This is a genomic window from Microbispora sp. ZYX-F-249, assembly GCF_039649665.1.
GTDB lineage: Bacteria > Actinomycetota > Actinomycetes > Streptosporangiales > Streptosporangiaceae > Microbispora > Microbispora maris.
The window spans coordinates 35,321-56,102 of sequence record NZ_JBDJAW010000029.1; the positions used below are offsets into that span (position 1 = coordinate 35,321).

Genomic DNA, 20,782 nt, shown 5'->3' on the forward strand with positions numbered 1-20,782 from the left:
CAGTGTGCAAGTCCAGCGATTTTTGCATGATCACGAAGGGCGTCGGCGCAGGTCACGCAGGATGCCTGCGACAAACTACAAGATCACGCGATGGAGCGGGGGGGTGGGACGGCGGCGAGGGTCAGCGCGAAGTCGCCGGCGCTGTCGGTGTACCAGCGGCAGACCGCGAAACCCGCTCGGGACAGCTCGTCGAGCACTCCCTCCCGGCGGAACTTGGCGCTGATCTCGGTGCGCATCTCCTCGCCCTCGGCGAAGGCGACCGTGAGGCCGAGCGCCCTGATCGGGACCTCCATCGGCCGGGTGGCCCGCAGCCGCATCTCGATCCAGTCGTTGTCCTCGTCCCACAGCGCCACGTGCTCGAACGCCTCCGGCTCGAAGCCGGCGTCCAGCTTCCGGTTGAGCACGTGCAGCACGTTGCGGTTGAAGGCGGCCGTCACTCCCTGCGCGTCGTCGTACGCCCTGACCAGGCGGACGGGGTCCTTCACCAGGTCGGTGCCGAGCAGCAGGGTGTCGCCCGGCCGCAGCGTGGCCCGCAGTTCCTTGAGGAACACCTCCCTCGCGGCGGGCGGCAGGTTGCCGATCGTGCCGCCGAGGAAGGCCACCAGCCGCCTCCCCGCCCTGGGCAGCAGCCCCAGGTGCTGCTCGAAGTCGGCGCGCACCGGCCGCACGTCCAGACCCGGATACCGTACGGCGAGCCGCTCGGCCGCGGCCGCCAGCGTGACGGCGTCGACGTCGACCGGCGTGTAGGCCCGCAGCGCCCCGGCGTTGGCCAGCGCGTCGAGCAGGAGCACGGTCTTCTCGCTGGTGCCCGAGCCCAGCTCGACGAGCGTGTCGGCGCGGCTGAGGCCCGCGACGTCGACGGCGCGGCGGCGCAGGATCTCCAGCTCGCGCCGGGTGGGGTAGTACTCCGCCAGCCGGGTGATCCGGGAGAACAGCTCGCTGCCCGCCTCGTCGTAGAACCACTTGGGGGGCAGCCACTTGGGTGACGAGGTGAGCCCGGCGCGTACGTCGTTCTCCAGGGCCTGGCGCAGGTAGTCGCCGCCGAGATGATCGGTAACCATGATCGCCTCTCAATCGATGGGTGTCACCGAGACGCCGTCGGGGGACGCGAGCAGCAGGCTCCGGTCGGGCACGGCCCGCCAGCCCGGCCGGTCGTCCAGCGGTTCGCTGGCGACGAGCACCCCCCGCTCCAGGTGCGTGAACAACGTGTCGCCCCACGCGACGGCGGCCAGGTGCGAGCCTCCCGTGACGAGCAGGTTGAGCCGGGCCTCGCCGTCGCCCTCGGCCGCCGCGCGGACGACCTCGGCCAGGACGCCGGCGAGCGGCAGGCCGTCCCGCAACCGGGCGAACACGGCCGCGGCCAGCCACGCCGAGTCGCACGCGCTCTCCGCGTCGGCCGCGAGGGGCCTGACGGCCTCGCGCCTGACCCGGCCGTTGTGGCTGAGCAGCCAGGGCCCGTCGGCGAACGGCGCGGTGGCGCTCTCCTCGATCGGCATGCCGGCCGTGGCCGACCTGACCGCCGCGATGAGGCAGGACGACCGTGCCACGGCGGCGAGGCCGGGCATGTTGGCGTCCCCCCAGATGGGCACCGTACGCCGGTACCGGACGGGCCGCGGGCCGTCGTACCAGCCGAAGCCGAACCCGTCGGCGTTCACCGTCCCGTACTTCTGCATGCGCGGCGCGTACGACTGGCGCAGCAGCCCGTGCTCGGGGTCGCTGATCAACGAGGCCAGGGACCGCTCCGGGCCCAGCCACGCGGCGTGGCGGCACATCCCCTCAGTCCTCCGAGCGGGCGCAGCGGAACCCGGCGAAGATCTGCCGCCGGATCGGGTAGTCCCAGTTGCGGAAGGTCGTGCGCACGGCGGAGGGGTGGGTGGCCCACGACCCGCCGCGCAGCACCCGGTAGGTCTCCCCGAAGAAGACCTTGCTGTATTCCTCGTAGGGGAAGCAGCGGTAGCCGGGATAGGGCTGGAACCAGGAGTCCGTCCACTCCCACACGTCTCCCATGAGCTGCTCCACCCCGTAGGGGCTCGCGCCGTCCGGGAAGGCCCCGGCGGGCGCGGGCCGGGCGGCGCGGTGGCCGAGGTTGGCCCAGCGCCCGAGGTGGCCGGGGTCGGCCTCGCCCCAGGGGTACCTGCGACCCCCGCACGCCTTCTCCCACTCGGCCTCGGTCGGCAGGCGCTTGCCCGCCCACCGGGCGTACGCGTCGGCCTCGTACCACGAGACGTGCTGCACCGGCTCGTCCGGCGGCACGGGCTCCTCCCGGCCGAAGCGGATCCGCCACCAGGTGTCCCCGTCCCTGGTCCAGAACAACGGGGCCTCCACGCCGGTCCGCTCGGCCCACTCCCAGCCCTGCGGCAGCCACCAGCGCGGATCGCGGTAGCCGCCGTCCTCGACGAACTCCATGTACGCCCCGTTCGTGACGGGATGGCGGTCGATCCAGTAGCCCGGCAGGTAGATCCGGTGGGCCGGCCGCTCGTTGTCGTACGCCCAGGCCACGGTGTCGGTGCCCATCGTGAAGACCCCGGCGGGGATGTGCACCTCCGGCTCACCGGCGGGCCGGCCCGGCGGCAGTTCCCCGTCGCGGACCAGGCCGGGCCGCCGGGACAGCTGGAGCGTGGCGAGCATCGTCTCGTCGTGCTGGTGCTCGTGCTGCAGCACCAGCCCGAAGACGTAGCCGCCGGACCGCAGCGGGGCGGGATCGGTCAGGTCCACCAGGTCGAGGACGTCGAGCACCCGGCCGCGTACGCCGGAGATGTACTTCCTGGCCTCCGCCGGGCCGAGCAGCGGCAGCGAGGGCCGGTCCTTGCGGGGGTACTTGAACGCGTCGTAGAGGTGGTCGATCTCCGGGCGCAGCGGCTCGATGCCGCCCACCTCCCGCAGCACCCACAGCTCCTCGTAGTTCCCGACGTGCGCGAGGTCCCAGACCAGCGGCGACATCAGGGGCGAGTGCTGGCGCACGAGCATGTCGTCGTCGGTGTCGGTGTAGGCGAGCGACCGCTCGCGTACGGCCTCGAGCTCGGCCGCGATCCGCTCCTTCAGGCCGGTCGGGCCGGCGTTGCCCAGGACGGCGTCGAGATCGGTCACGCGTACATCTCCTCCATCTGGTCGGCGGCCGGCGATCGGCCGGATTCGATGTGCCGGGAGGCGAACGCACGGACCCGGGCGACCAGCCGGGGCCCGGCCCCGAGGCGGGGCAGGGCCTCGGCGGCGGCGCGGAAGCAGGCGGAGGCGGACCGGCGCAGCTCGGGGTCGGCGAGACCGAGCCGGGCGGCGTCCGCCCACCGGTGCGCGACCGGCCGGGCCGCTTCGAGCGCGGCGCCGGCGGCCCTGTCGTCGGTGACGAGCGCGTGGACGACGGCCACGCACACGGGCCACTCGGCGGCCCCCTGCGCGTCGAGGTAGCGCACCTCCAGCCAGCCCCGGGGGCGCACGGGCGGAAAGAGCGTGGTGGCGTGGTAGGCGAGGTCGTCCTCGCCGGGGGGACGCCCGGCCACGCGGGCGAAGTCCCGGAACGCCGAGCCGTCGAGGACCGGCACGAAGCCGCCGGCTCCCCGGATCAGCATGAGCCGGGCGTCGAGGAGGTAACGCGCCCAGTCGTCCGCCGGATCGCCTCCGCGCGCGACCGGCGCGGTCCTGCTCGGGTCGAGCCTGCCCCACACGGCCTGGCGGCCCGAGGCCCATCCGCCCGCGGGCGAGTTGGCGAAGGCCGCCACCAGCACCGGGCCGAGCGCGTGCGCGCGTTCCCAGCGGACCCGGGGATCGTCGCCGAAGTCCAGGTTGATCTGGACGGACGCGGTCGAGCACATCATCGTGAGGCCGTGCGGGCGGCCGAGGAAGGCGGCCATCGCCTCGTACCGGGGCTCTCGTAACTGGCGCAGGGGCGGACGGAGCGTGTCCAGGCCCCGGCCGCCCAGTCGCAGCCCGGCCCGGGCGAGCGCGAGCCGTACGGCGCCGACGTCGGCGGTGAGCTTCGCGATCGCGACGGGCAGGACGTCCGGCGGGGCGGACAGTTCGAGCTGCCCGCCCGGTTCGAACGTCACCCGGCTGCCGCCGGGGAGCGTGGGGAGCGCGTCCGCGATCCTGGCGACGGGGACGTGGAGCACGGGGTCCTCGGCGTCGAAAACCAGGAACTCCAGCTCGACGCCCAGCCGGTCGGAGGTGACTCCGCGAAAGCAGTCCCGGGCGTAGTTCTGCACGTCGGTCATTCGCCCCCCAACGGGCCGAGGTTTGCCGACTCGGTGGTGCCGAGTCAACTTTCCCCGTAATCACCTCTTTCAACCAGAAACCCACTGAAACAGGGCGTTCACCCAGGTCACGCGGCGGTGGCCCAGTCCTCGTCGCGCATCCGGATCATCGCGACGCCGACGATGCCGAAGACCACGAGCAGGATGACGGGGCCGCCGAGGCCCAGCACGAGGTTCCACGCGCTCGCGCCGAACAGCCAGACGAGGATGCCGGCGAGCACGCCGGCCGGGAACCACCATCCGGCCCGGCCTCCCCAGGCGTACGCGACGGCCACGAGCACGAGGCCGAGGAACGATCCGATCATCCCGGGCATCTGCCAGGCGATGGTCATCGCGGGCTGCGCCGCGTCCTGCATGAGCTTCTCCGCCTGGTCGACCGGCAACATCCGGAACGCCACGATGTCGAAGAAGTCCGAGATCATCAGCGCCGAGAAGTTGATGAGGCCGAGGACCGCGACCACGCCCGCGATGTTGGCGAGCACCACGCCCCTCCCGCGTACGAGGTGGACGAGGCCGATCACCCCGGGGACCCACAGGATCCACGCGTAGTGGAGGAGCGTCGCGCTGACGCCCACGGCGCCCGGGTTGTTCGCGTATGCGAGGGGGTCCTCGACCCCGGGCTCGGACGGGTCGGCGGCCATGCCGAGGAGCAGGCAGAGCGGGGCGAGGATGAGGCTCGTGCCCGCCGCGACGCGGCGGAAGGTGTTCGCGTTGGCAATCATGCGGAGGACCGTACGGATCGCCCCCCGTGCTGTCGTCAAAGCACGTTTTGACGACATGTCCGCCTACAGGCGGATTCGTGGAGCCGGATTAGTGGAACGGTGCATTCCGGACGACCGTTACCCTCTGCGTCATGCTGCACCGCCGTCCCCCCACGCTCGTCGATTGGCTCGTCGCGGTGGCCGTGGGCCTGTTCGCGATCGCCGAGGAGATCGGCGGGCGCTCCATGGGCCCCTCCCGCGAGGATCTCCCCGTCTGGATCGCCGCCGGGGCCGTCACCGCCGCCGGCGTGCTGTTCCGGCGCCGCGTCCCCTTCGCGATCCTGTGCGTCTACTCCGCCGTCAACGTCCTGCTGTTCGTCCTCGCCCCCCAGATGGCGGCGGCCTGGCAGTTCTACACCGAGCTCGTGCTGCTGTTCACCCTGCTGTCGGAGGTACGGCCGGGCAGTGTGAAGGCCGTGACCGGCATGGTCGCGGGCGGCGCGTACGTCGTCTCCATGCTGGCGGCCTCGTCTCCCCCGGCCGGGCCGGGCGACGTCGCCGTGGCGGTGGTGATGTCCGCGATCGCGGCCGGAGCCGGCCTGGCCGTGCGGCGGCACCGCGTGATCGCCGCGCAGGCCGCCGAGCGCGGCGAGCTGCTGGCCCGCGAGGCGGTGTCGGAGGAGCGCGCCCGCATCGCCCGCGAACTGCACGACATCGTCGCCCACAGCGTCAGCGTGATGACCATGCAGACCGGCGGCGTACGGCTCATGCTGCGCGAGGACCAGGAACGCGAGCGGCAGGTGCTCGCGTCGGTCGAGGAGACGGGCCGCGGCGCGGTGGACGAGCTGCGCCGGATGCTCGGCCTGCTGCGCGGGCCGCAGGCGGACGCGGGTCCCCAGGCCGGCCTCGACCGGCTGGACGACCTGCTCGACCAGGTCAGGGCGGCGGGGCTCGAGGTGGCCCTGGAAGTGCGGGGTGACCCGGTGCCGCTGCCCGCCGGTCTCGACCTCTCGGCCTACCGCATCGTGCAGGAGGCGCTGACCAACGCGCTCAAGCACGCCGGCCCGACCCGGGCGGTGGTCACGGTGGACTACCGCCCCGGGGAGCTGCACCTGGAGGTCGTCGACCACGGCCCGCGCCGGGGCAGGACGCGGGCGCGCGGCCCCAGGCAGCAAAGCGGGCCGGAGGGCGGGCACGGGCTGATCGGCATGCGGGAACGGGCCGCGCTCTTCCACGGCACGCTCACCGCGGGACCGCTCGCCTCGGGCGGCTTCGGCGTCCGGGCGGTGCTGCCCCTGTGAGCCGGATCGGCATTCTCATCGCCGACGACCAGGCGATGATCCGGGCCGGGCTGCGCCTGGTCATCGGCACCCAGCCGGATCTCGCCGTGCTGGACGAGGCGTCCGACGGCGAACGCGCCGTGGAGCTGGCCCGGAGCCTGCGGCCCGACGTCGTGCTCCTCGACATCGCGATGCCACGCCTCGACGGCCTGGAGGCGGCCCGGCGGATCCTGTCCGCGCCCGAGCCGCCGCGTGTGATCATGCTGACGACCTACGACACCGACGAGAACCTCGACCACGCCCTGCACGCCGGGGTCAGCGGCTTCCTGCTCAAGGTCTCGCCGCCCGAGCACCTGTTCGCGGCGATCCGCAGCGCCGCCCGCGGCGAACTGCTGCTCGACCCCGCCGTCACGGGCAGGGTCGTGGACGCCTACCGCCGCACGCAACCCGTTACGCCACCGCCGGAGACCGGGCTGACGCCGCGGGAGGAGCAGGTGCTGCGCCTGGTCGCGCAGGGGCTGTCGAACGGCGAGATCGCGGGCACGCTGTCGATCAGCGAGGCGACGGTGAGCACGCACATGAACCGCCTGCTGGCCAAGCTCGGCCTGCGCGACCGTGCCCAGGCCGTCCGGTACGCCTACGAGTCGGGTGTCGTCCGCCCAGGAGACCCCTCCCCGTGAGCCGGTAGCGTAGGTGCACATGACAGCTATCGACTCCACCACCTCGGGTGCGTACGGGATCGGCCTCGCCACGATCGCCGCGGACGGCACCGTGCTGGACACCTGGTTCCCCTTCCCGGCGCTGGGCGAGCCCCCGGCCGTGGGCACCGAGCCGATCGCGGGCGAGGACCTCGGCGAGGGCATGGCGGACCTGGTCGGCCCCGACCCCGCCCGGGGCGTCGAGGTCGTGGCCGTGCGCACCGGCATCGCCGACCTGTCGGCCCCGCCGGCCGACGCGCACGACGTGTACCTGCGCCTGCACCTGCTGTCCCACCGTCTGGTCCGGCCCCGTTCGATCAACCTCGACGGGATCTTCGGGCTGCTCGCCAACGTGGTGTGGACCAACCACGGCCCGTGCAAGGTTGAGGGCTTCGAGGAGGTGCGGCTGCGCCTGCGGGCCCGGGGCCCGGTGACCGTCTACGGCGTGGACAAGTTCCCCCGGATGGTCGACTACGTGCTGCCCTCCGGCGTGCGGGTCGCCGACGCCGACCGCGTACGGCTCGGCGCCCACCTGGCGAGCGGCACCACCGTCATGCACGAGGGCTTCGTCAACTACAACGCCGGCACGCTCGGCGCCTCGATGGTGGAGGGCCGCATCTCCGCCGGGGTCGTCGTGGGCGACGGGTCCGACGTCGGCGGCGGTGCCTCGATCATGGGCACGCTGTCCGGCGGCGGCAAGGAGGTCATCTCGATCGGCGAGCGCTGCCTGCTCGGGGCCAACGCCGGCGTGGGCATCTCGCTGGGCGACGACTGCGTGGTGGAGGCCGGGCTGTACGTCACGGCGGGCACCAAGGTCACGCTGCCGGACGGGACGGTCGTCAAGGCCAGGGAGCTGTCGGGCAAGTCGGGTCTGCTGCTGCGCCGCAACTCGACGACCGGCGCGGTCGAGGCGGTGTCCCGCGACAGCAGGGGCATCGAGCTCAACGCGGCGCTACACGCCAACGACTAGGGATACCGAGACCCTGAATTGACCCTGAGTCTGCCCTGAACTTGGCCTTCGGCCCTGTAACCGGCGGGATGACGGCCCGTACGGTGAAGGCATGGGACGCATTCTCCTCATCGCCGCAGCCGTCATCGTCGGGTTCTTCCTTCTCGGTTCCGTCATCGGGCTCATCTTCGGTGCGCTCAAGTGGGTTCTGATCATCGGCGCGATCGCGCTGATCGTGTCGGTCGTGCTCAAGCTCACCCGGAGCAGCAGGTCCGGCCACTACAGCTGACCGGTCTCGTGGCCGTACGGAAAAAGGGGCGGGCCCCGCCGCGGATGCGGCGGGGCCCGCTGTCACTCGCGCCTCGTGTTACGAGAGGGGCGGGTAGGCGTTCTGCATGAGCTGCTGGAACTGGGCGGAGAACCAGTGGCCCGAAACCGGGGCGCCGGCGAGAGCACCGGACGGGTTGTTGCCGTTCAGGTTGTTACCGCCGTAGGTCGGGTCGCACATCCGGTCGAAGCCCTTGCCCTCGTCGTTCGGGATCTGAGAGCTGGAGCCGTCGGACTCACCCGGAGGCTTGATCCAGACGTAGGCGTCGAAACCGGGGGCGGGGTTCGCCTTGGGCCGCTCACCCATACCGGCGCCGGACTGGTTGCACCAGTTGCCGGCGTGGATCCGGCGGTCGACGCGCGACTCGTTGACGAAGGTGTTCACGTTGGTGGACGTGCTCGCCTTGGTCGGGCGGGCCGAGCCACCCCAGCCGTTGCGGGAGGTGTCGACCAGCATGCCGATGGTGTTCGGGAAGCCCTTCGCCACCAGCGCGTTGCGGAGAGCGGTCGCGAAGGACGACTCGTCCACGTACCAGTTCCAGTCGACCCACGTCGACTGACGCACCGACTGGCCGTTCACCGAGGTGTTGATGTTGAAGTACGGCTCGGTCAGCGCGGCGAAGTTGGCGGTGTTCACGATGAAACCGTCGATGCTGTTCACGCCGGCGGTGGTGCCGGTGGCGACCTGGTGGAAGAGGTTCACCATCGGCTGGAAGTTGTTGTCCCAGCCGAGCCAGGCGTGGTGAGCCGCGTCCACGTAGGTGTACACGTTGCTGATCGCGTGCAGCTTGTTCAGCGCGTACTGCACGCCCTGGACGTAGGCGCCCGAGGACTGGGCCTCCTGGCACGCCTGGAAGTTGCTGACGTTGGTGATCAGGTTCGGCAGCGAGTCGGGCTCGATGACCGTCACGATGCGGAGGTTCGAGTACTTCGAGTCCGCCATGATCCCGGCGATCACGTCGATGTACTCGCTCTTGTACCGCGCGAGGCCGTTCTCCGCGATCTTCAGCTCACCGTTGGAGGCGAGCGCCGAGCAGTCGCGGTTCGGCAGGTCGTAGATGACGACCTGGATCGTGAGAGGCGTGTTGCCGTTGGCCGCGTCCTGCTTGACCGCCTCATCGAGGTGCTCACGCAGGCCCTTGCTGTTGTTGCCGGCCGAGCCGGAGGTGATCGCGGCGATGCGGTCCAGCCAGACGGCCGTGGAGATGTTGGCGACCCGCGAGCCGCCCGGCTCGGACTTCGCGCTGGCCGACCAGTCCGGGTTCACGTAGCCGTCCGCGCCCGCGTACGGGTTGTCCACGTGCACCCCGGGCGGCGGCGGCGAGACCGGCGGAGTCGGCGACGCCGGCGCGGAGGGCGACACCACCGGAGACGGGGAGACCGGCGGGGTCGGCGACGCCGGCGCGGAGGGGGAGACCGGGGCGGAGGGGGAGACCGGCGGGGTCGGCGACTGCTGGGTGCCGTTGCAGCTGACGCCGTTGATCTTGAAGTCGGTCGGCGTCGGGTTGCTGCCGCTCCAGGTGCCGTTGAAGCCGATGCTCGTCGAGCCGCCGCTGGACAGCTGCTTGTTCCAGTCCATCGGGGTCACCGTCACGGTGCTGCCCGACTGGCTCCAGTTGCCCGACCAGCCCTGGCCGACCTTCTGGCCGCTGTTGGGGAAGGTGAAGGTGAGCGTCCATCCGTTGAGCGCGTCGCCCAGGTTCTGGATGCTCAGGTTGGCGGACATGCCGCCCTGCCACTGGCTGGCGGTGTAGTTGACCTTGCAGGCGACCGCGGCACTCGCCGATGTGGCGGTGGCGACGGCCGCCGTGGCGCCGAGGGCGAGCACGGCCGCCGCGACCAGGCCGCGGCGCACCGTGGAGCCCACGGCTCCCGGTCGGGGGGTGGATCTCATTGGGAAGGTCCTCCTGGCGATGATTGCTGCGCTTGGGAGCGCTCCCACGAACCATAGGCACCACCTCCGGCGCCGTACAGGGACCCGTCAAGGGCGGCCCGGCGGCAAGGTCGCGACCTGATGCGCGCCCCGCGTCCGAGCAGGGATTCCGTCATGGTGTTACGTCTGAAGTCACTTGCGTGTTTCGTGAAAGTTTCACCATTTCGCAGGTGAAACGCATGGCCAGAGGGCCGATGCGAGCCGGCGAGGCCCGACGGGTAGCATCCGTGAGTCACACATATCGCGAATGGGGAACGTCATGACCGTCAAAGTGACCGTCACCGGCGCGGCCGGCCAGATCGGTTACGCGCTGCTCTTCCGCATCGCCTCGGGCCAGCTCCTCGGGGCTGACACCCCGGTGAAGCTCAGCCTTCTGGAGATCCCGCAGGCCGTGAAGTCGGCCGAGGGCACCGCGATGGAGCTCGACGACTGCGCGTTCCCGCTGCTGCGCGGCATCGAGATCTCCGACGACCCGGCCAAGGCCTTCGACGGCGCCAACGTCGCGCTGCTCGTCGGCGCCCGCCCGCGCACGAAGGGCATGGAGCGCGGCGACCTCCTCGAGGCCAACGGCGGCATCTTCGGCCCGCAGGGCAAGGCCATCAACGACCACGCCGCCGACGACATCCGCGTTCTGGTCGTGGGCAACCCGGCCAACACCAACGCGCTCATCGCGCAGTCCGCGGCTCCCGACGTGCCGGCCGAGCGGTTCACCGCGATGACCCGGCTCGACCACAACCGCGCGCTCTCGCAGCTCGCGGCCAAGCTGAACGTGCCGGTGGCCGAGATCAAGAAGATGACGATCTGGGGCAACCACTCCGCCACGCAGTACCCGGACCTCTTCCACGCCGAGGTCGGCGGCAAGATCGCGGCCGAGCAGGTCGAGCAGGAGTGGCTGCGCGACACCTTCATCCCGACCGTCGCCAAGCGCGGCGCCGCCATCATCGAGGCGCGCGGCGCGTCCTCGGCGGCCTCCGCGGCCAACGCGGCGATCGACCACGTCCACGACTGGGTGAACGGCACGCCCGAGGGCGACTGGACCTCGGCCGCCATCCCCTCCGACGGCTCGTACGGCGTGCCGGAGGGCCTCATCTCCTCCTTCCCGGTGGTGTCCAGGAACGGCCGCTGGGAGATCGTCCAGGGCCTGGAGATCGACGCGTTCTCGCGCGAGCGGATCGACGCCTCGGTCGGCGAGCTGGTCGAGGAGCGGGACGCCGTTCGGGCGCTCGGCCTGATCTGAGAGCTGTCACGCGAGGGGCGGGCCGGCGACCGGCCCGCCCTTCGCGTTTTCCCCGGGTTTCCCGTGCGCTACGGCTCCGTCTGGGCAGTTGACCGGCATGGACGGCATGTACGACGTGGTGGTGCTCGGTCTGGGGCCGGGCGGAGAGGGCGTCGCGGGACGGCTGGCGGAGGCCGGCCTCAGCGTGGCCGGGGTGGAGGCCCGCCTGATCGGGGGCGAATGCGCCTACTGGGGCTGCGTCCCCTCCAAGATGATGGTGCGGGCCGCGGGACTGCTGGCCGAGGCACGCCGGGTGCCCGGCATGGCCGGTTCGGTCCGGGTGTCCCCGAAATGGGCCCCGGTGATCGACCGGATCACCGGCGAGGCCACGGACGGCTGGAGCGACGACGCCAAGGCGGAGCACTTCGAGAGCGCGGGCGTCCACCTCGTCAGGGGCCGCGGCCGGATCACCGGGCCACGTGAGGTGACCGTGGACGGCCGGGTGCTGCGGGCCCGGCGCGGGATCGTCCTGGCCACCGGGACCAGCCCCGACATCCCCCCGATCGACGGCCTGGAGGGCACGCCGTACTGGACGAACCGCAACGCCGTCACCACGCGGCAGGCGCCCGAGTCGCTGATCGTGCTGGGCGGCGGGGCGGTCGGCTGCGAACTCGCCCAGGTGTTCGCCCGGTTCGGCACGCGGGTGTCGGTCGTGGAGGCCGCCGACCGCCTGCTGCCGCAGGCGGAGCCCGAGGCGGGCGTGCTGCTGGCCCGGGTGTTCGCCGGCGAGGGCCTCACGGCGTACACCGGCGTCGGGGCCGCGCGGGTGCGGCACGACGACGCCGGCTTCACCCTGACGCTGGAGGACGGCCGGACCCTCCACGCCACGCGTCTGCTGGTCGCCACCGGCCGCAGGACCGACCTGGCCGCGATCGGCGCGGCGGAGGCCGGCCTCGACGAGAGCGCCCGGTTCGTCGCCGTGGACGATCGGATGCGCGCGGCCGACGGCGTGTGGGCGGTGGGCGACGTGACCGGCCGGGGAGCCTACACGCACGTCGCCGTCTACCAGGGCAGGATCGCGGCCCGCGACATCCTCGGCGAGGGCGGTCCCGCGGCCGACTACCGGGCGGTGCCCCGGGTCACGTTCACCGACCCGGAGGTGGGCTCGGTCGGCCTCACGGAGCGGGAGGCCAGGGAGGCCGGGCTCGACGTACGGGTGGGCTTCGCCCACGTCGACGAGTCGGCCCGCGGCTGGATCCACGGGGCCGGGCACGAGGGCTTCGTCAAGCTGGTGGAGGACGCGCGGCGCGGCGTGCTGGTGGGCGCCACCAGCGCCGGGCCGGCCGGTGGGGAGGTGCTCGGCGCGCTGGTGGTGGCCGTGCAGAACGAGATCCCCACGACGCGGCTGCGGCACATGATGTACACCTATCCGACCTTCCACCGGACCATCGAGGACGCGCTGGAGACGCTCGACGGCCACGTATAGCAACTGAACTGTGACGAACCGGCGAAGCGGGGGGCGGGTCCAATGCATGACCTCTCAGAAAGGAGACAGTCATGCGGCACCCCACCCTGCCTGTCACGCCGGGGCCGATCACACGGGCGCTGATCGGCCTCGCCCTGTCCACGCTCACGATCTCCGCGGCGGCCGTGCCCGCCATGGCCCGCACGACGCCCCCCATGCGGCACTCGGCCCACCACTCGATCCGGTACGCGTCGGTGGACGCGTGCCCGGACAAGAATCTGGGCTCCATACCCTGCCACACCTGGCGGCTGGACCTGCTCGACGGGGGCCGGGTGCCCCTGAAGGACGCGATGGTGTGGCCGCTGAACACCAAGGGCAAGCCGAACAAGGAGAGGCAGGCCCCGCTGTCGGTGAGCGGCGACGGCGAGTCGGTCGCCTACTTCCGCAAGTCCGACCACCGCCTGGTGGTGCGCGAGTTCCACGGCCCGGTGCACGTCATGCCGGAGAAGGCCCTCCCCCGCGGCGTCGCCATGGACGACACCTGGGTGCGGCTCTCCCCGGACGGGGCGCGCCTGGTCCTCGGCTACACCGTGAAGGACGGCACCAGCCGGGCTCGGATCTTCGACGTCGCGGGGGCGAGGGAAACCGGCACGGTCCCGGCGTTCGGCACGTTCAGCGGCTTCAGCGGCGACGGCTCAGCCGTTCTCGTGCAGCAGGACACCGACGAGAACACCACCGGGCTGGCCGTCTACGACACCGGGGGCGAGGAGCTCGCGCGCGTCGTGCCGCCGCAGATCGTGGCGGGGAACGTTCCGTGGGCGCTGTCCGCCGACGACCGCACGGTCGCGTTCGTCAGCGTCGGCGGCGAGAAGGCGCGGCTGCGCTTCTACGACGCGACGACCGACCGGACGACCGGCTCCGTCGGCATCTCCCTGCCGCCGGACGCCTGGATCGAGATGATCGACTGGACCGGCGAGCACGAGGTCACGCTCCATCTCATCCGCTCGGCGAAGGTCGACCGCGTGACCATCCTCAGGGTCGACACCCGGACGGGCAGGACCCGGGTACGTGACGACTACAAGGTCAGGGCCGGCACCTTCAGCTACCAGAGCTGCGGCGGCTGATCCCGCCGCCGCCGACACGGACATGGCCACCAGCGCCGCCACCTCGGAGAAGACGGTCAGGCGCTGGGTGAGCCCGGCGGGCACCGTGCCGGGGTCGAGGTGCAGCATCCGGAAGGCGTACGGCAGGACCACGAGGAGCAGCGAGCCGAGCGCGACGGCGCACAGCACGCGCACCAATCGCGAGCGGGTGGCCCGGGCGACGAGCAGCCCGGCCACCGGCAGGCTGACGAAGGCGACGAAGGCGGCATAGCGGTGGATGCCGCCGGACACCGACAGCGACAGCCCCGGCCGATCGGTCGGGAACCCGGCCACCAGCAGCAGGCAGGCGCCCCACACGCCCACCAGCAGCGCCGCGCGCCGGTCCAGCCGCGACAGCCGTACGGCGAGGACGGCCGAGCCCAGGGCGATCGCCGTCAGCGCGACCGGCAGCAGCCATCCGTGCGGCGCGAAGGCGTACTCGCTGATCATGTCGGTGAGCGGGTCGAGCCCCGCCACCAGATGTAACGCGAACATCGCCGCGGCGCCGATCGCCACCAGCACGTATCCCAAGACCATCCCCATGGCTCTTCACTGTGGCCGCGGGGAGGGCGACGGCCCATCGGAGATCCACCCGAGCCGCCCCTGAGGGAACCCCTAGGAGACGTCGGCGGAATCCGCCGGGGCCGTCTCGGGGGTGGAGGCGCGGAACCAGCGGCAGCCGTACCGGCTCATGGGGAAGCGGGCCCGGCCGTCGTCGGAGATCTCGACCGTGCCGTCCACCAGAAGGTCGGTCAGCACCTTGGACGAGTCGAGCCCGTCCAGCGTGATCTCCACCTCCGTCTCGGTCTCGCCGAGGTTGTGCACGGCCACGACCGTCTCGCCGTCGCAGTCGGCCCGGTGGGCGAACACGGCGGCCGCGCCGGTGTCGAGCACCGTGTACTGGCCCCAGGCGAGCTCCGGGCAGTCGCGGTAGTGCCGGATCAGCCGGGTGATCCAGGACAGCAGCGAGTCGGGGTCGCGCTCCTGCGCGCTGACGTTGACCTTCTCCGGGCCGAAGTCCCCGGTGGGCATGGGAATCCGCACCTTGGAGGGGTCGGCGTCGCTGAAGCCGCCGTTGCGGTGGGGGGTCCACTGCATCGGCGTGCGGACGGCCTGGCGGCCCTCCAACTCCAGGTTCTCCCCCATGCCGATCTCCTCGCCGTAGAAGAGCACCGGGGTGCCCGGCAGGGAGAACAGCAGGCTGTAGACCATCTTGATCCGGTCCATGTCGCCGCCCAGCATCGTGGGCACGCGTCGCCGCAGGCCCCGGCCGAACAGCTGCATGTCCTTGTCGGGGCCGAAGGCCGCGAAGACCTCCTCGCGCTCGGCGTCGTTCAGCTTGTCGAGCGTGAGCTCGTCGTGGTTGCGGACGAACGTCGCCCACTGCGAGTCCTTGGGCGGGGACGGCCGCTCCCGCAGGGCGGCGGCCAGCGGACCGGCGTCCTGGCGGGCCAGCGTCAGGTACGTCCGCTGCATGGTGATGAAGTCGAAGCACATGGTGATCTCGTCGCCGAGATCGTTGCCGAAGTACCGCACCAGGTCGTCGTACGGCAGGTTCACCTCGCCGAGGAGGATGGCGCTGCCGTCGCGGCGGCTGAGGAAGGCCCGCAGGCAGGCGAAGAACTCGTGCGGGTCGGGCAGGTCGTCGCTGTCGGTGACCTGCTCGATGAGGAACGGCACGGCGTCCACCCGGAAGCCCGACAGGCCCAGCTCCATCCAGAAGCCGAGGATCCGGGAGATCTCGTCCTGCACCTCGGGGTTGGCCGTGTTCAGGTCGGGCTGGAACCGGTAGAACCGGTGGAAGTAGTACTGCTCGGTCTTCTCGTCGTACTCCCAGAGGCTGTCCTCCTCGTCGGGGAAGACGATGCCGTTGGGGTCGTCGGGCTCCGGCTTGTCCGACCAGATGTACCAGTCCCGGTAGCGGGAGTCCCGGCTGGAACGCGCGTCCTTGAACCAGGGGTGCTGGTCGGAGGTGTGGTTGACCACGAGATCGGCGATGACCCTGATGCCGCGGTCCCTGGCCACGCGCATGAACTCGACGAAGTCGCCGAGCGTGCCCAGCCGCGGATCGACGCTGTAGAAGTCGGTGATGTCGTAGCCGTCGTCCTTGTCGGGCGTCGGGAAGAACGGCATGAGCCAGATGCACGTCACGCCCATCCGGTCCAGATGGTCGATGCGCTGGATCGCCCCCCTGAAGTCACCGATCCCGTCGCCGTTGCCGTCGGCGAAGGTCTCGATGTCGAGGCAGTACACGACCGCGTTCTTCCACCACAGATCGGAGGTCATGCTCAATCTCATGACCGTTCCCGATGCCCGGTAAAAGAACGGCAAAACATCGGGCCCGCGCCGCCGCAGCGGCGCGGGCCGACGTGGTACCGCAGGCGCGGCCGGTCACGACCGCGATGTCACCATGAGTCACGTCTTAGAGCGGCGTGACCTGTTCGGCCTGCGGTCCCTTGTTGCCCTGAACGGTCACGTAGCTGACCCGCTGGTTCTGGTCCAGCGTCCGGTAACCGTTCGAGGTGATCGCCGAATAATGAACGAACACGTCAGCGGTGCCGTCGTCCGGAGCGATGAAACCGAAGCCCTTTTCGGCGTTGAACCACTTGACAGTGCCTTCAGACAACTGCTTCTCCTTCTTGGAAGCCGCACCATATCCCCAGGTCAGAGATATGAGGCTGCGTAGCGGAATCGTTGCGCGACCGCGTGAGACGCTGGAAGCGCGCGCATATCCGCCGCCGGGATGACCCGGGTGCGCTTTTTACAAACCATGTTTTCAGGAATTGTCCACTGCGACACTCGCAGCCTGTCCGGAGAGTACCCACGATTACCCGGAGCTATGCCGGTGCCGCCATATACCACCGCGCGTGCCCGTCACCGCGCGTGAGCGAGTCGAGCCGCCGGGGCAGCTCCTGCCGGGAGAACGGATCGCCGGAGGCGTTACGGATGTGGATGCCCACGGCGTACATGTCCCGCACCTCCATCAGCGTGCCGTAGCCGGGCCACAGCCGCAGGTCCGAGCCGTACGCGCGGGCGAACTCGTCCACGTCGGCCGTCGACAGGCCGAAGCGGCGCTGCCCGTGGTAGGTGTGCACCAGGTCCCACTCGCGCGGGCCGACGGCCACGCCGTCCCAGTCGCACAGCACCACATGCCCGTCCCGGCACCGCAGCAGGTTGTCGATCCAGGCGTCACCGTGCAGCAGCACCGGCGACCCGGTGTCGAGGTCGCGCCAGCGCCCGGTGAGCTCCTCGATGCGGTCGCTCAGCCACGACCGCTGGCCGGCGGTGAGCACCTCGGCCCGGTGCTCCACCGCGTGCCGCACCTCCGCGAGCGGGTCGGTCAGCGTCCGCAGCCCCACCGGCGGCACCGGCTCCCGATGCAGGCTGCGCAGCACCCGGCCGAGCTGCCGGGTCGTCGGACGGCCGCGGGAGGGGACGTACCGCCAGAAGGTGACCGCCCGGCCGTCGTGCACGATCGGCTGGTCGGCGATCTCGTCGGCCGGCCGCACGGTCGGAAAGCCCCGGTCGGCGAGCCAGCGTGCGACCGCCACGACCACCGGCAGCCGGGTCAGCGCGTCCGGCGCGGTCGCGATCCGCACCACCATCTCCCCGCCGCCCGCGTCCGCGCGCAGCTTGAAGACCGCGTTGCTGCGCAGCCGCAGGAGCTGCGCGCCCCGCGCGTCCGCCCCGATCGTCGCGCAGACCTCGCGCAGGACCCTGAACGCCTCCTCGGCCAGCGGCGCCGGCTCCATCGTCCTCATGGCGGTTTCACGCGTTCTCGGCGGCAGGGGAGTCCGTCGCGGGGAACAGCCCGCTGAGGGCGAGCGTGGGCGTCGACTCCGCCAGCACCCGCCGCAGGCGCCGTACGGCGGGCAACGCGGGGTCGGCGTCCGCCAGCAGGGCCCTGGCCCGCGTGACGACGATCGAGGTGCGGTGCTCGGCGGGGACCTGCCGCAGCGCGTCCGCGGCGATCCGGCAGGCCTCCTCGTGGTCGCCGTTCCTGGCCAGGTGGCTCGCCTGGTCCAGCAGGATCAGCGCCGGGTCGATGGTCTGGAAGCCCGGAGGGAACCCGTCGATGCCCTGCACCTGCTGGGCGTCCCCCAGCTCGATCAGCGTGCCGGTGCGGTAGAACTTCATCCGCTTTTCCGTGAAGACGAAGGCCAGGTCGTCCTGGCTCATTCCGCGCATGCGGGCGAAGATCTGCTCCGCTTCGGCGAGCGCGATCCTGGCGGCCTTGCCGTCCCCCATCCTGGCGAGCGCGCGGGCCTCGGCCGCCGCCGCCAGCGCCGCCGGTGAGCTGGGGGCCGATCCCGCCAGCGTCCGCGCCTCGCGCGCCAGCCGCACGGTCTCGTTCAGGTCGCCGTAGTAGTACAGGAGCATGGTCTGCTGGGCCCGCACCAGCGCCCGCAGCCGCAGGTCGCCGACGTCGTCGGAGGCGGCGCGGGCGGTGCCGTACCACGCGTGGGCCTGGCGGGTGTCGCCCAGCTTCATCAGCGCGTCGGCGGCGAGCAGCGTGAGCATCGTGGTCGCGGTGAGCAGGCGGCGCTGCACCGACAACGGCTGGCGGACGGCGCTCAGCCGGCGCACGTCGGAGATCTCCAGCATGACCCGGCAGAGCATCGGCGTCGGCGGGGTCGTCATGTACTCCCTGCGGTAGCGCAGCACCTGCTCGTCCAGCCGGTCGAGCTGGTCCTCGCTCACCGTGCCCGTGGCCAGCGTGCGGTCGAGGTCGTGGCGCAGGCCCTCGACCTCCGCGAAGAACCGGCCGTTGGGCGTGCCCATCAGCATCGCCTGGTGGAACAGCGCCCTGCGCTCCGGGTCGTCGGGGGCCGGGTCCTCGGCCCGGGCCTGCTCGCCGGCCTGGCCCGGCCCGACCACGACGATCTTCTGTGCGCCCGCGTCCTCGCAGTAGTCGGCGGCCAGGCCGAGCCGTACGGCGTTGGCCCGGTAGAGCCGGGCCAGCAGGTCGATGGTCTGGGGACGCGGACGGGCCCGGTTGTTCTCCCAGGCGTTCAGCAGGTCGATGCTCGCCCGCGGGTGACCGAGGTCCTGCTGCTCACACAGATGCTCCAGCTCCTCGATGGCCTGCCGGGCCGACCAGCCGCGGCCGAGCCGGTGGGCCTTCAGCAGGCTGACGCCGCAGCACCCGTGGATCGCCTGGACGGTCTGCCAGAGCGTCCACTGCCGTACCTGTGCCTGTTCGCGCCAGCGACGCGCGCAAGCGGGTGAGTGCTCTCCGCGGGCCATGTGCACGCCCTCCACTGGTGAAGCGGTCCCCGTTTACGGTTGTTTCCCCACGGTAAACGCGCAGGCACACAACCTCCCGCGACTGTTATGCCTTCGTGTTCGGGAACCCGTGTGTGTTCCACGGAATCCTTGCGAGTTCCCTGGTTATTGCACGATTTCGGGGAATCCACACGATTGCCGGTAGGTCGTGGCGGGTTCACCCTTTCCGGTGATAGGTCCTGACGTTCCCCGGAGGCTGAGGATGACGACGGTAGACCGCAGCGAGGCGATGGACCACCTGGAGCGGCTCGCCGCCCAGCTCGAGGCCCACTCCTTCCAGGTGCGCCTGACGGCGCCGGCGGGCCTCTATCCGCGACTGCGTGTCATCAACCCTATGGAACCCACGATGGCCGAGGACGTGCTGGCGTCCAACGCCAGCGACGGCGAGTGGTGGTACTGGCTGTCGTGGGCCGGCCGGATCGGGCACGCCTCCGACGTGGTCACCGCCGCCGAGCGCATCGCCAGCGTCCTCCACGTCATCCGCCGCTGACGCGGGCCTCCCTTCTGCAGTCTGGTCTGGACAGACTGGACAGGAGCACCGTCATGACCGCCGTGGCGCGGCATGGGGAAGAGGTGGCGGTGGTCATCGACATCGCCGAACATCGCCGCCTCAAAGGAGACATCCCAGACTTCGCCCGCTTCCTCCTCACGGATCCCAACTGGGACGACGAGGTCGAGTTCGACCTGCACGACTGACCCGCTCGACTGACCGGCGCGGCGGGGTCAGGCGAACTTCGACTTCGGGCGGTCCTGGAGGACGCCGTCGACGTACACGTCCACCTTCTCGTCGTAGAAGGCGACCAGTCCGGCGATCTTCTGGGACTCCGCGAGCGGCGTCGGGTAGGACCAGACGAGGTCCCTGCCGGACTCGTCCCCGCCGACCGACCAGTACACCGCGCGGCCCTTGTACGGGCAGTGGGTCACGGTCTCGGACGGGCGCAGCAGGTCGAGCCGCACATCGGTCTTGGGCAGGTAGTAGCGCGGCGGCAGGCCGGTCTCGAACAGGATCCGCGGGCTGCGCGAGTCGGCGACGGTGACGCCGTCCACCTCCACCCGGACGTGGCGCGAGCTGGCCAGGACGTCCACCCGGGTGTACGGGTCGCGGGCGTGGACGAAGACCTCCTCGTCCTCCTCGAACCAGTTGTCCATCGCGTTCCAGTCGAAGCGGACATGGCCCCGGATCTCCTCCAGCGGGGCGTCGTCCCCGTACACGAGGGCCGCGCCGGGCCGGCCGGCCACGTCGTGGACCACCGCGTCTCCCCTGCTGGGCGAGTGCCGCGTCTCTGCGGTCGCCTTCAGTTCCTCCACGCGGACGTCGTCCGCCGGGAAGTAGTACGTCGGGTAGTACGGGACCTCCCAGACCAGCAGGGCCCGGGTGGTGTCGGCCACCGCGCGGCCCTCGGCGTAGACACGCACACGCTTGGCCGTCGTCTCCACCCGGACGCGGCCCCGTTTCGTCGGCTCCATGCCTGCGCCAACCAAGGGGCGGATCGTCCTTATTCCCCCGGCCTCACAATCGCCATTTCCGGGTGTGCGGG

Annotated in this window: 20 protein-coding genes and 1 pseudogene; 9 read left to right on the forward strand and 12 right to left on the reverse strand. The window is 71.3% G+C overall.

All coding sequences use genetic code 11. The features are described 5' to 3' along the window. Window positions 1-83: 83 nt before the first annotated feature. The 5 genes from egtD to AAH991_RS28575 form a co-directional block, all read right to left on the reverse strand. Window positions 84-1,061: an L-histidine N(alpha)-methyltransferase gene (gene egtD, locus AAH991_RS28555; protein WP_346229010.1), complete on the reverse strand. Its 978-nt coding sequence runs from the start codon at window positions 1,059-1,061 to the stop codon at window positions 84-86. A 9-nt stretch (window positions 1,062-1,070) separates the two neighbouring features. Continuing rightward, window positions 1,071-1,772, reverse strand: a complete 702-nt coding sequence (gene egtC / locus AAH991_RS28560; RefSeq protein ID WP_346229011.1) for an ergothioneine biosynthesis protein EgtC — start codon at window positions 1,770-1,772, stop codon at window positions 1,071-1,073. A 4-nt stretch (window positions 1,773-1,776) separates the two neighbouring features. Next, complete coding sequence (gene egtB, locus AAH991_RS28565; protein ID WP_346229012.1) at window positions 1,777-3,087, reverse strand: ergothioneine biosynthesis protein EgtB; 1,311 nt, start codon at window positions 3,085-3,087, stop codon at window positions 1,777-1,779. Continuing rightward, a complete protein-coding gene (egtA, locus tag AAH991_RS28570; protein WP_346229013.1) occupies window positions 3,084-4,208 on the reverse strand; it encodes an ergothioneine biosynthesis glutamate--cysteine ligase EgtA in 1,125 nt (374 codons plus the stop codon). Before egtA ends, egtB begins: the two co-directional genes overlap by 4 nt. Window positions 4,209-4,315: 107 nt before the next feature. Further along, window positions 4,316-4,969, reverse strand: a complete 654-nt coding sequence (locus AAH991_RS28575) for a hypothetical protein (protein WP_346229014.1) — start codon at window positions 4,967-4,969, stop codon at window positions 4,316-4,318. Between the two features lie 131 nt (window positions 4,970-5,100). Here AAH991_RS28575 and AAH991_RS28580 point away from each other — a divergent pair, with 131 nt between their 5' ends. The 4 genes from AAH991_RS28580 to AAH991_RS28595 all read left to right on the forward strand — a co-directional run bounded on the left by AAH991_RS28580 (window position 5,101) and on the right by AAH991_RS28595 (window position 8,164). Further along, window positions 5,101-6,249, forward strand: a complete 1,149-nt coding sequence (locus AAH991_RS28580; protein WP_346229015.1) for a sensor histidine kinase — start codon at window positions 5,101-5,103, stop codon at window positions 6,247-6,249. After that, window positions 6,246-6,908, forward strand: a complete 663-nt coding sequence (locus AAH991_RS28585) for a response regulator (RefSeq protein ID WP_346229016.1) — start codon at window positions 6,246-6,248, stop codon at window positions 6,906-6,908. The genes AAH991_RS28580 and AAH991_RS28585 overlap by 4 nt, the downstream gene beginning before the upstream one ends. Window positions 6,909-6,927: 19 nt before the next feature. Continuing rightward, window positions 6,928-7,896: a 2,3,4,5-tetrahydropyridine-2,6-dicarboxylate N-succinyltransferase gene (gene dapD / locus AAH991_RS28590; protein ID WP_346229017.1), complete on the forward strand. Its 969-nt coding sequence runs from the start codon at window positions 6,928-6,930 to the stop codon at window positions 7,894-7,896. 91 nt (window positions 7,897-7,987) lie between these two features. Next, complete coding sequence (locus AAH991_RS28595) at window positions 7,988-8,164, forward strand: hypothetical protein (RefSeq protein WP_346229018.1); 177 nt, start codon at window positions 7,988-7,990, stop codon at window positions 8,162-8,164. Between the two features lie 78 nt (window positions 8,165-8,242). Here the strand turns inward: AAH991_RS28595 and AAH991_RS28600 are convergent, their stop codons facing one another. After that, a complete protein-coding gene (locus AAH991_RS28600; RefSeq protein ID WP_346229019.1) occupies window positions 8,243-10,096 on the reverse strand; it encodes a glycoside hydrolase family 6 protein in 1,854 nt (617 codons plus the stop codon). Window positions 10,097-10,394: 298 nt separating this feature from the next. On the opposite strand from AAH991_RS28600, the gene AAH991_RS28605 reads away from it, so the two are divergent. The 3 genes from AAH991_RS28605 (at window position 10,395) to AAH991_RS28615 (ending at window position 13,940) form a co-directional block, all read left to right on the forward strand. Continuing rightward, window positions 10,395-11,372 (forward strand): malate dehydrogenase, encoded by a 978-nt coding sequence (locus tag AAH991_RS28605; protein WP_346229020.1) that lies wholly within the window; start codon window positions 10,395-10,397, stop codon window positions 11,370-11,372. Between the two features lie 97 nt (window positions 11,373-11,469). Then, window positions 11,470-12,837 (forward strand): dihydrolipoyl dehydrogenase family protein, encoded by a 1,368-nt coding sequence (locus AAH991_RS28610; RefSeq protein ID WP_346229059.1) that lies wholly within the window; start codon window positions 11,470-11,472, stop codon window positions 12,835-12,837. 71 nt (window positions 12,838-12,908) lie between these two features. Beyond that, window positions 12,909-13,940: a TolB-like translocation protein gene (locus AAH991_RS28615; protein WP_346229021.1), complete on the forward strand. Its 1,032-nt coding sequence runs from the start codon at window positions 12,909-12,911 to the stop codon at window positions 13,938-13,940. A 75-nt stretch (window positions 13,941-14,015) separates the two neighbouring features. Here AAH991_RS28615 and AAH991_RS40535 read toward each other — a convergent pair. The 5 genes and pseudogenes from AAH991_RS40535 to AAH991_RS28645 all read right to left on the reverse strand — a co-directional run. Then, window positions 14,016-14,501: pseudogene (locus AAH991_RS40535) on the reverse strand (DUF998 domain-containing protein); the annotation flags it as partial. A 72-nt stretch (window positions 14,502-14,573) separates the two neighbouring features. After that, complete coding sequence (locus AAH991_RS28630) at window positions 14,574-16,244, reverse strand: alpha-amylase family protein (protein WP_346229024.1); 1,671 nt, start codon at window positions 16,242-16,244, stop codon at window positions 14,574-14,576. Window positions 16,245-16,380: 136 nt separating this feature from the next. Further along, window positions 16,381-16,584 (reverse strand): cold-shock protein, encoded by a 204-nt coding sequence (locus AAH991_RS28635; protein ID WP_030511616.1) that lies wholly within the window; start codon window positions 16,582-16,584, stop codon window positions 16,381-16,383. 211 nt (window positions 16,585-16,795) lie between these two features. After that, complete coding sequence (locus AAH991_RS28640; protein WP_346229025.1) at window positions 16,796-17,719, reverse strand: phosphotransferase enzyme family protein; 924 nt, start codon at window positions 17,717-17,719, stop codon at window positions 16,796-16,798. A 7-nt stretch (window positions 17,720-17,726) separates the two neighbouring features. Further along, entirely contained in the window at window positions 17,727-19,205 is a 1,479-nt protein-coding gene (locus AAH991_RS28645; protein ID WP_346229026.1) for an NsdA family TPR-like regulatory protein, read from the reverse strand. Between the two features lie 241 nt (window positions 19,206-19,446). On the opposite strand from AAH991_RS28645, the gene AAH991_RS28650 reads away from it, so the two are divergent. Together AAH991_RS28650 and AAH991_RS28655 are read left to right on the forward strand one after the other, a co-directional pair. Continuing rightward, window positions 19,447-19,734: a hypothetical protein gene (locus tag AAH991_RS28650; RefSeq protein ID WP_079315904.1), complete on the forward strand. Its 288-nt coding sequence runs from the start codon at window positions 19,447-19,449 to the stop codon at window positions 19,732-19,734. 53 nt (window positions 19,735-19,787) lie between these two features. Next, on the forward strand, window positions 19,788-19,940 hold the full coding sequence (locus AAH991_RS28655) for a hypothetical protein (protein ID WP_346229027.1): 153 nt from the start codon (window positions 19,788-19,790) through the stop codon (window positions 19,938-19,940). Window positions 19,941-19,967: 27 nt separating this feature from the next. On the opposite strand, the gene AAH991_RS28660 is transcribed toward AAH991_RS28655, so the two are convergent. Continuing rightward, complete coding sequence (locus AAH991_RS28660) at window positions 19,968-20,711, reverse strand: DUF427 domain-containing protein (RefSeq protein ID WP_346229028.1); 744 nt, start codon at window positions 20,709-20,711, stop codon at window positions 19,968-19,970. Between the last annotated feature and the right edge of the window lie 71 nt (window positions 20,712-20,782).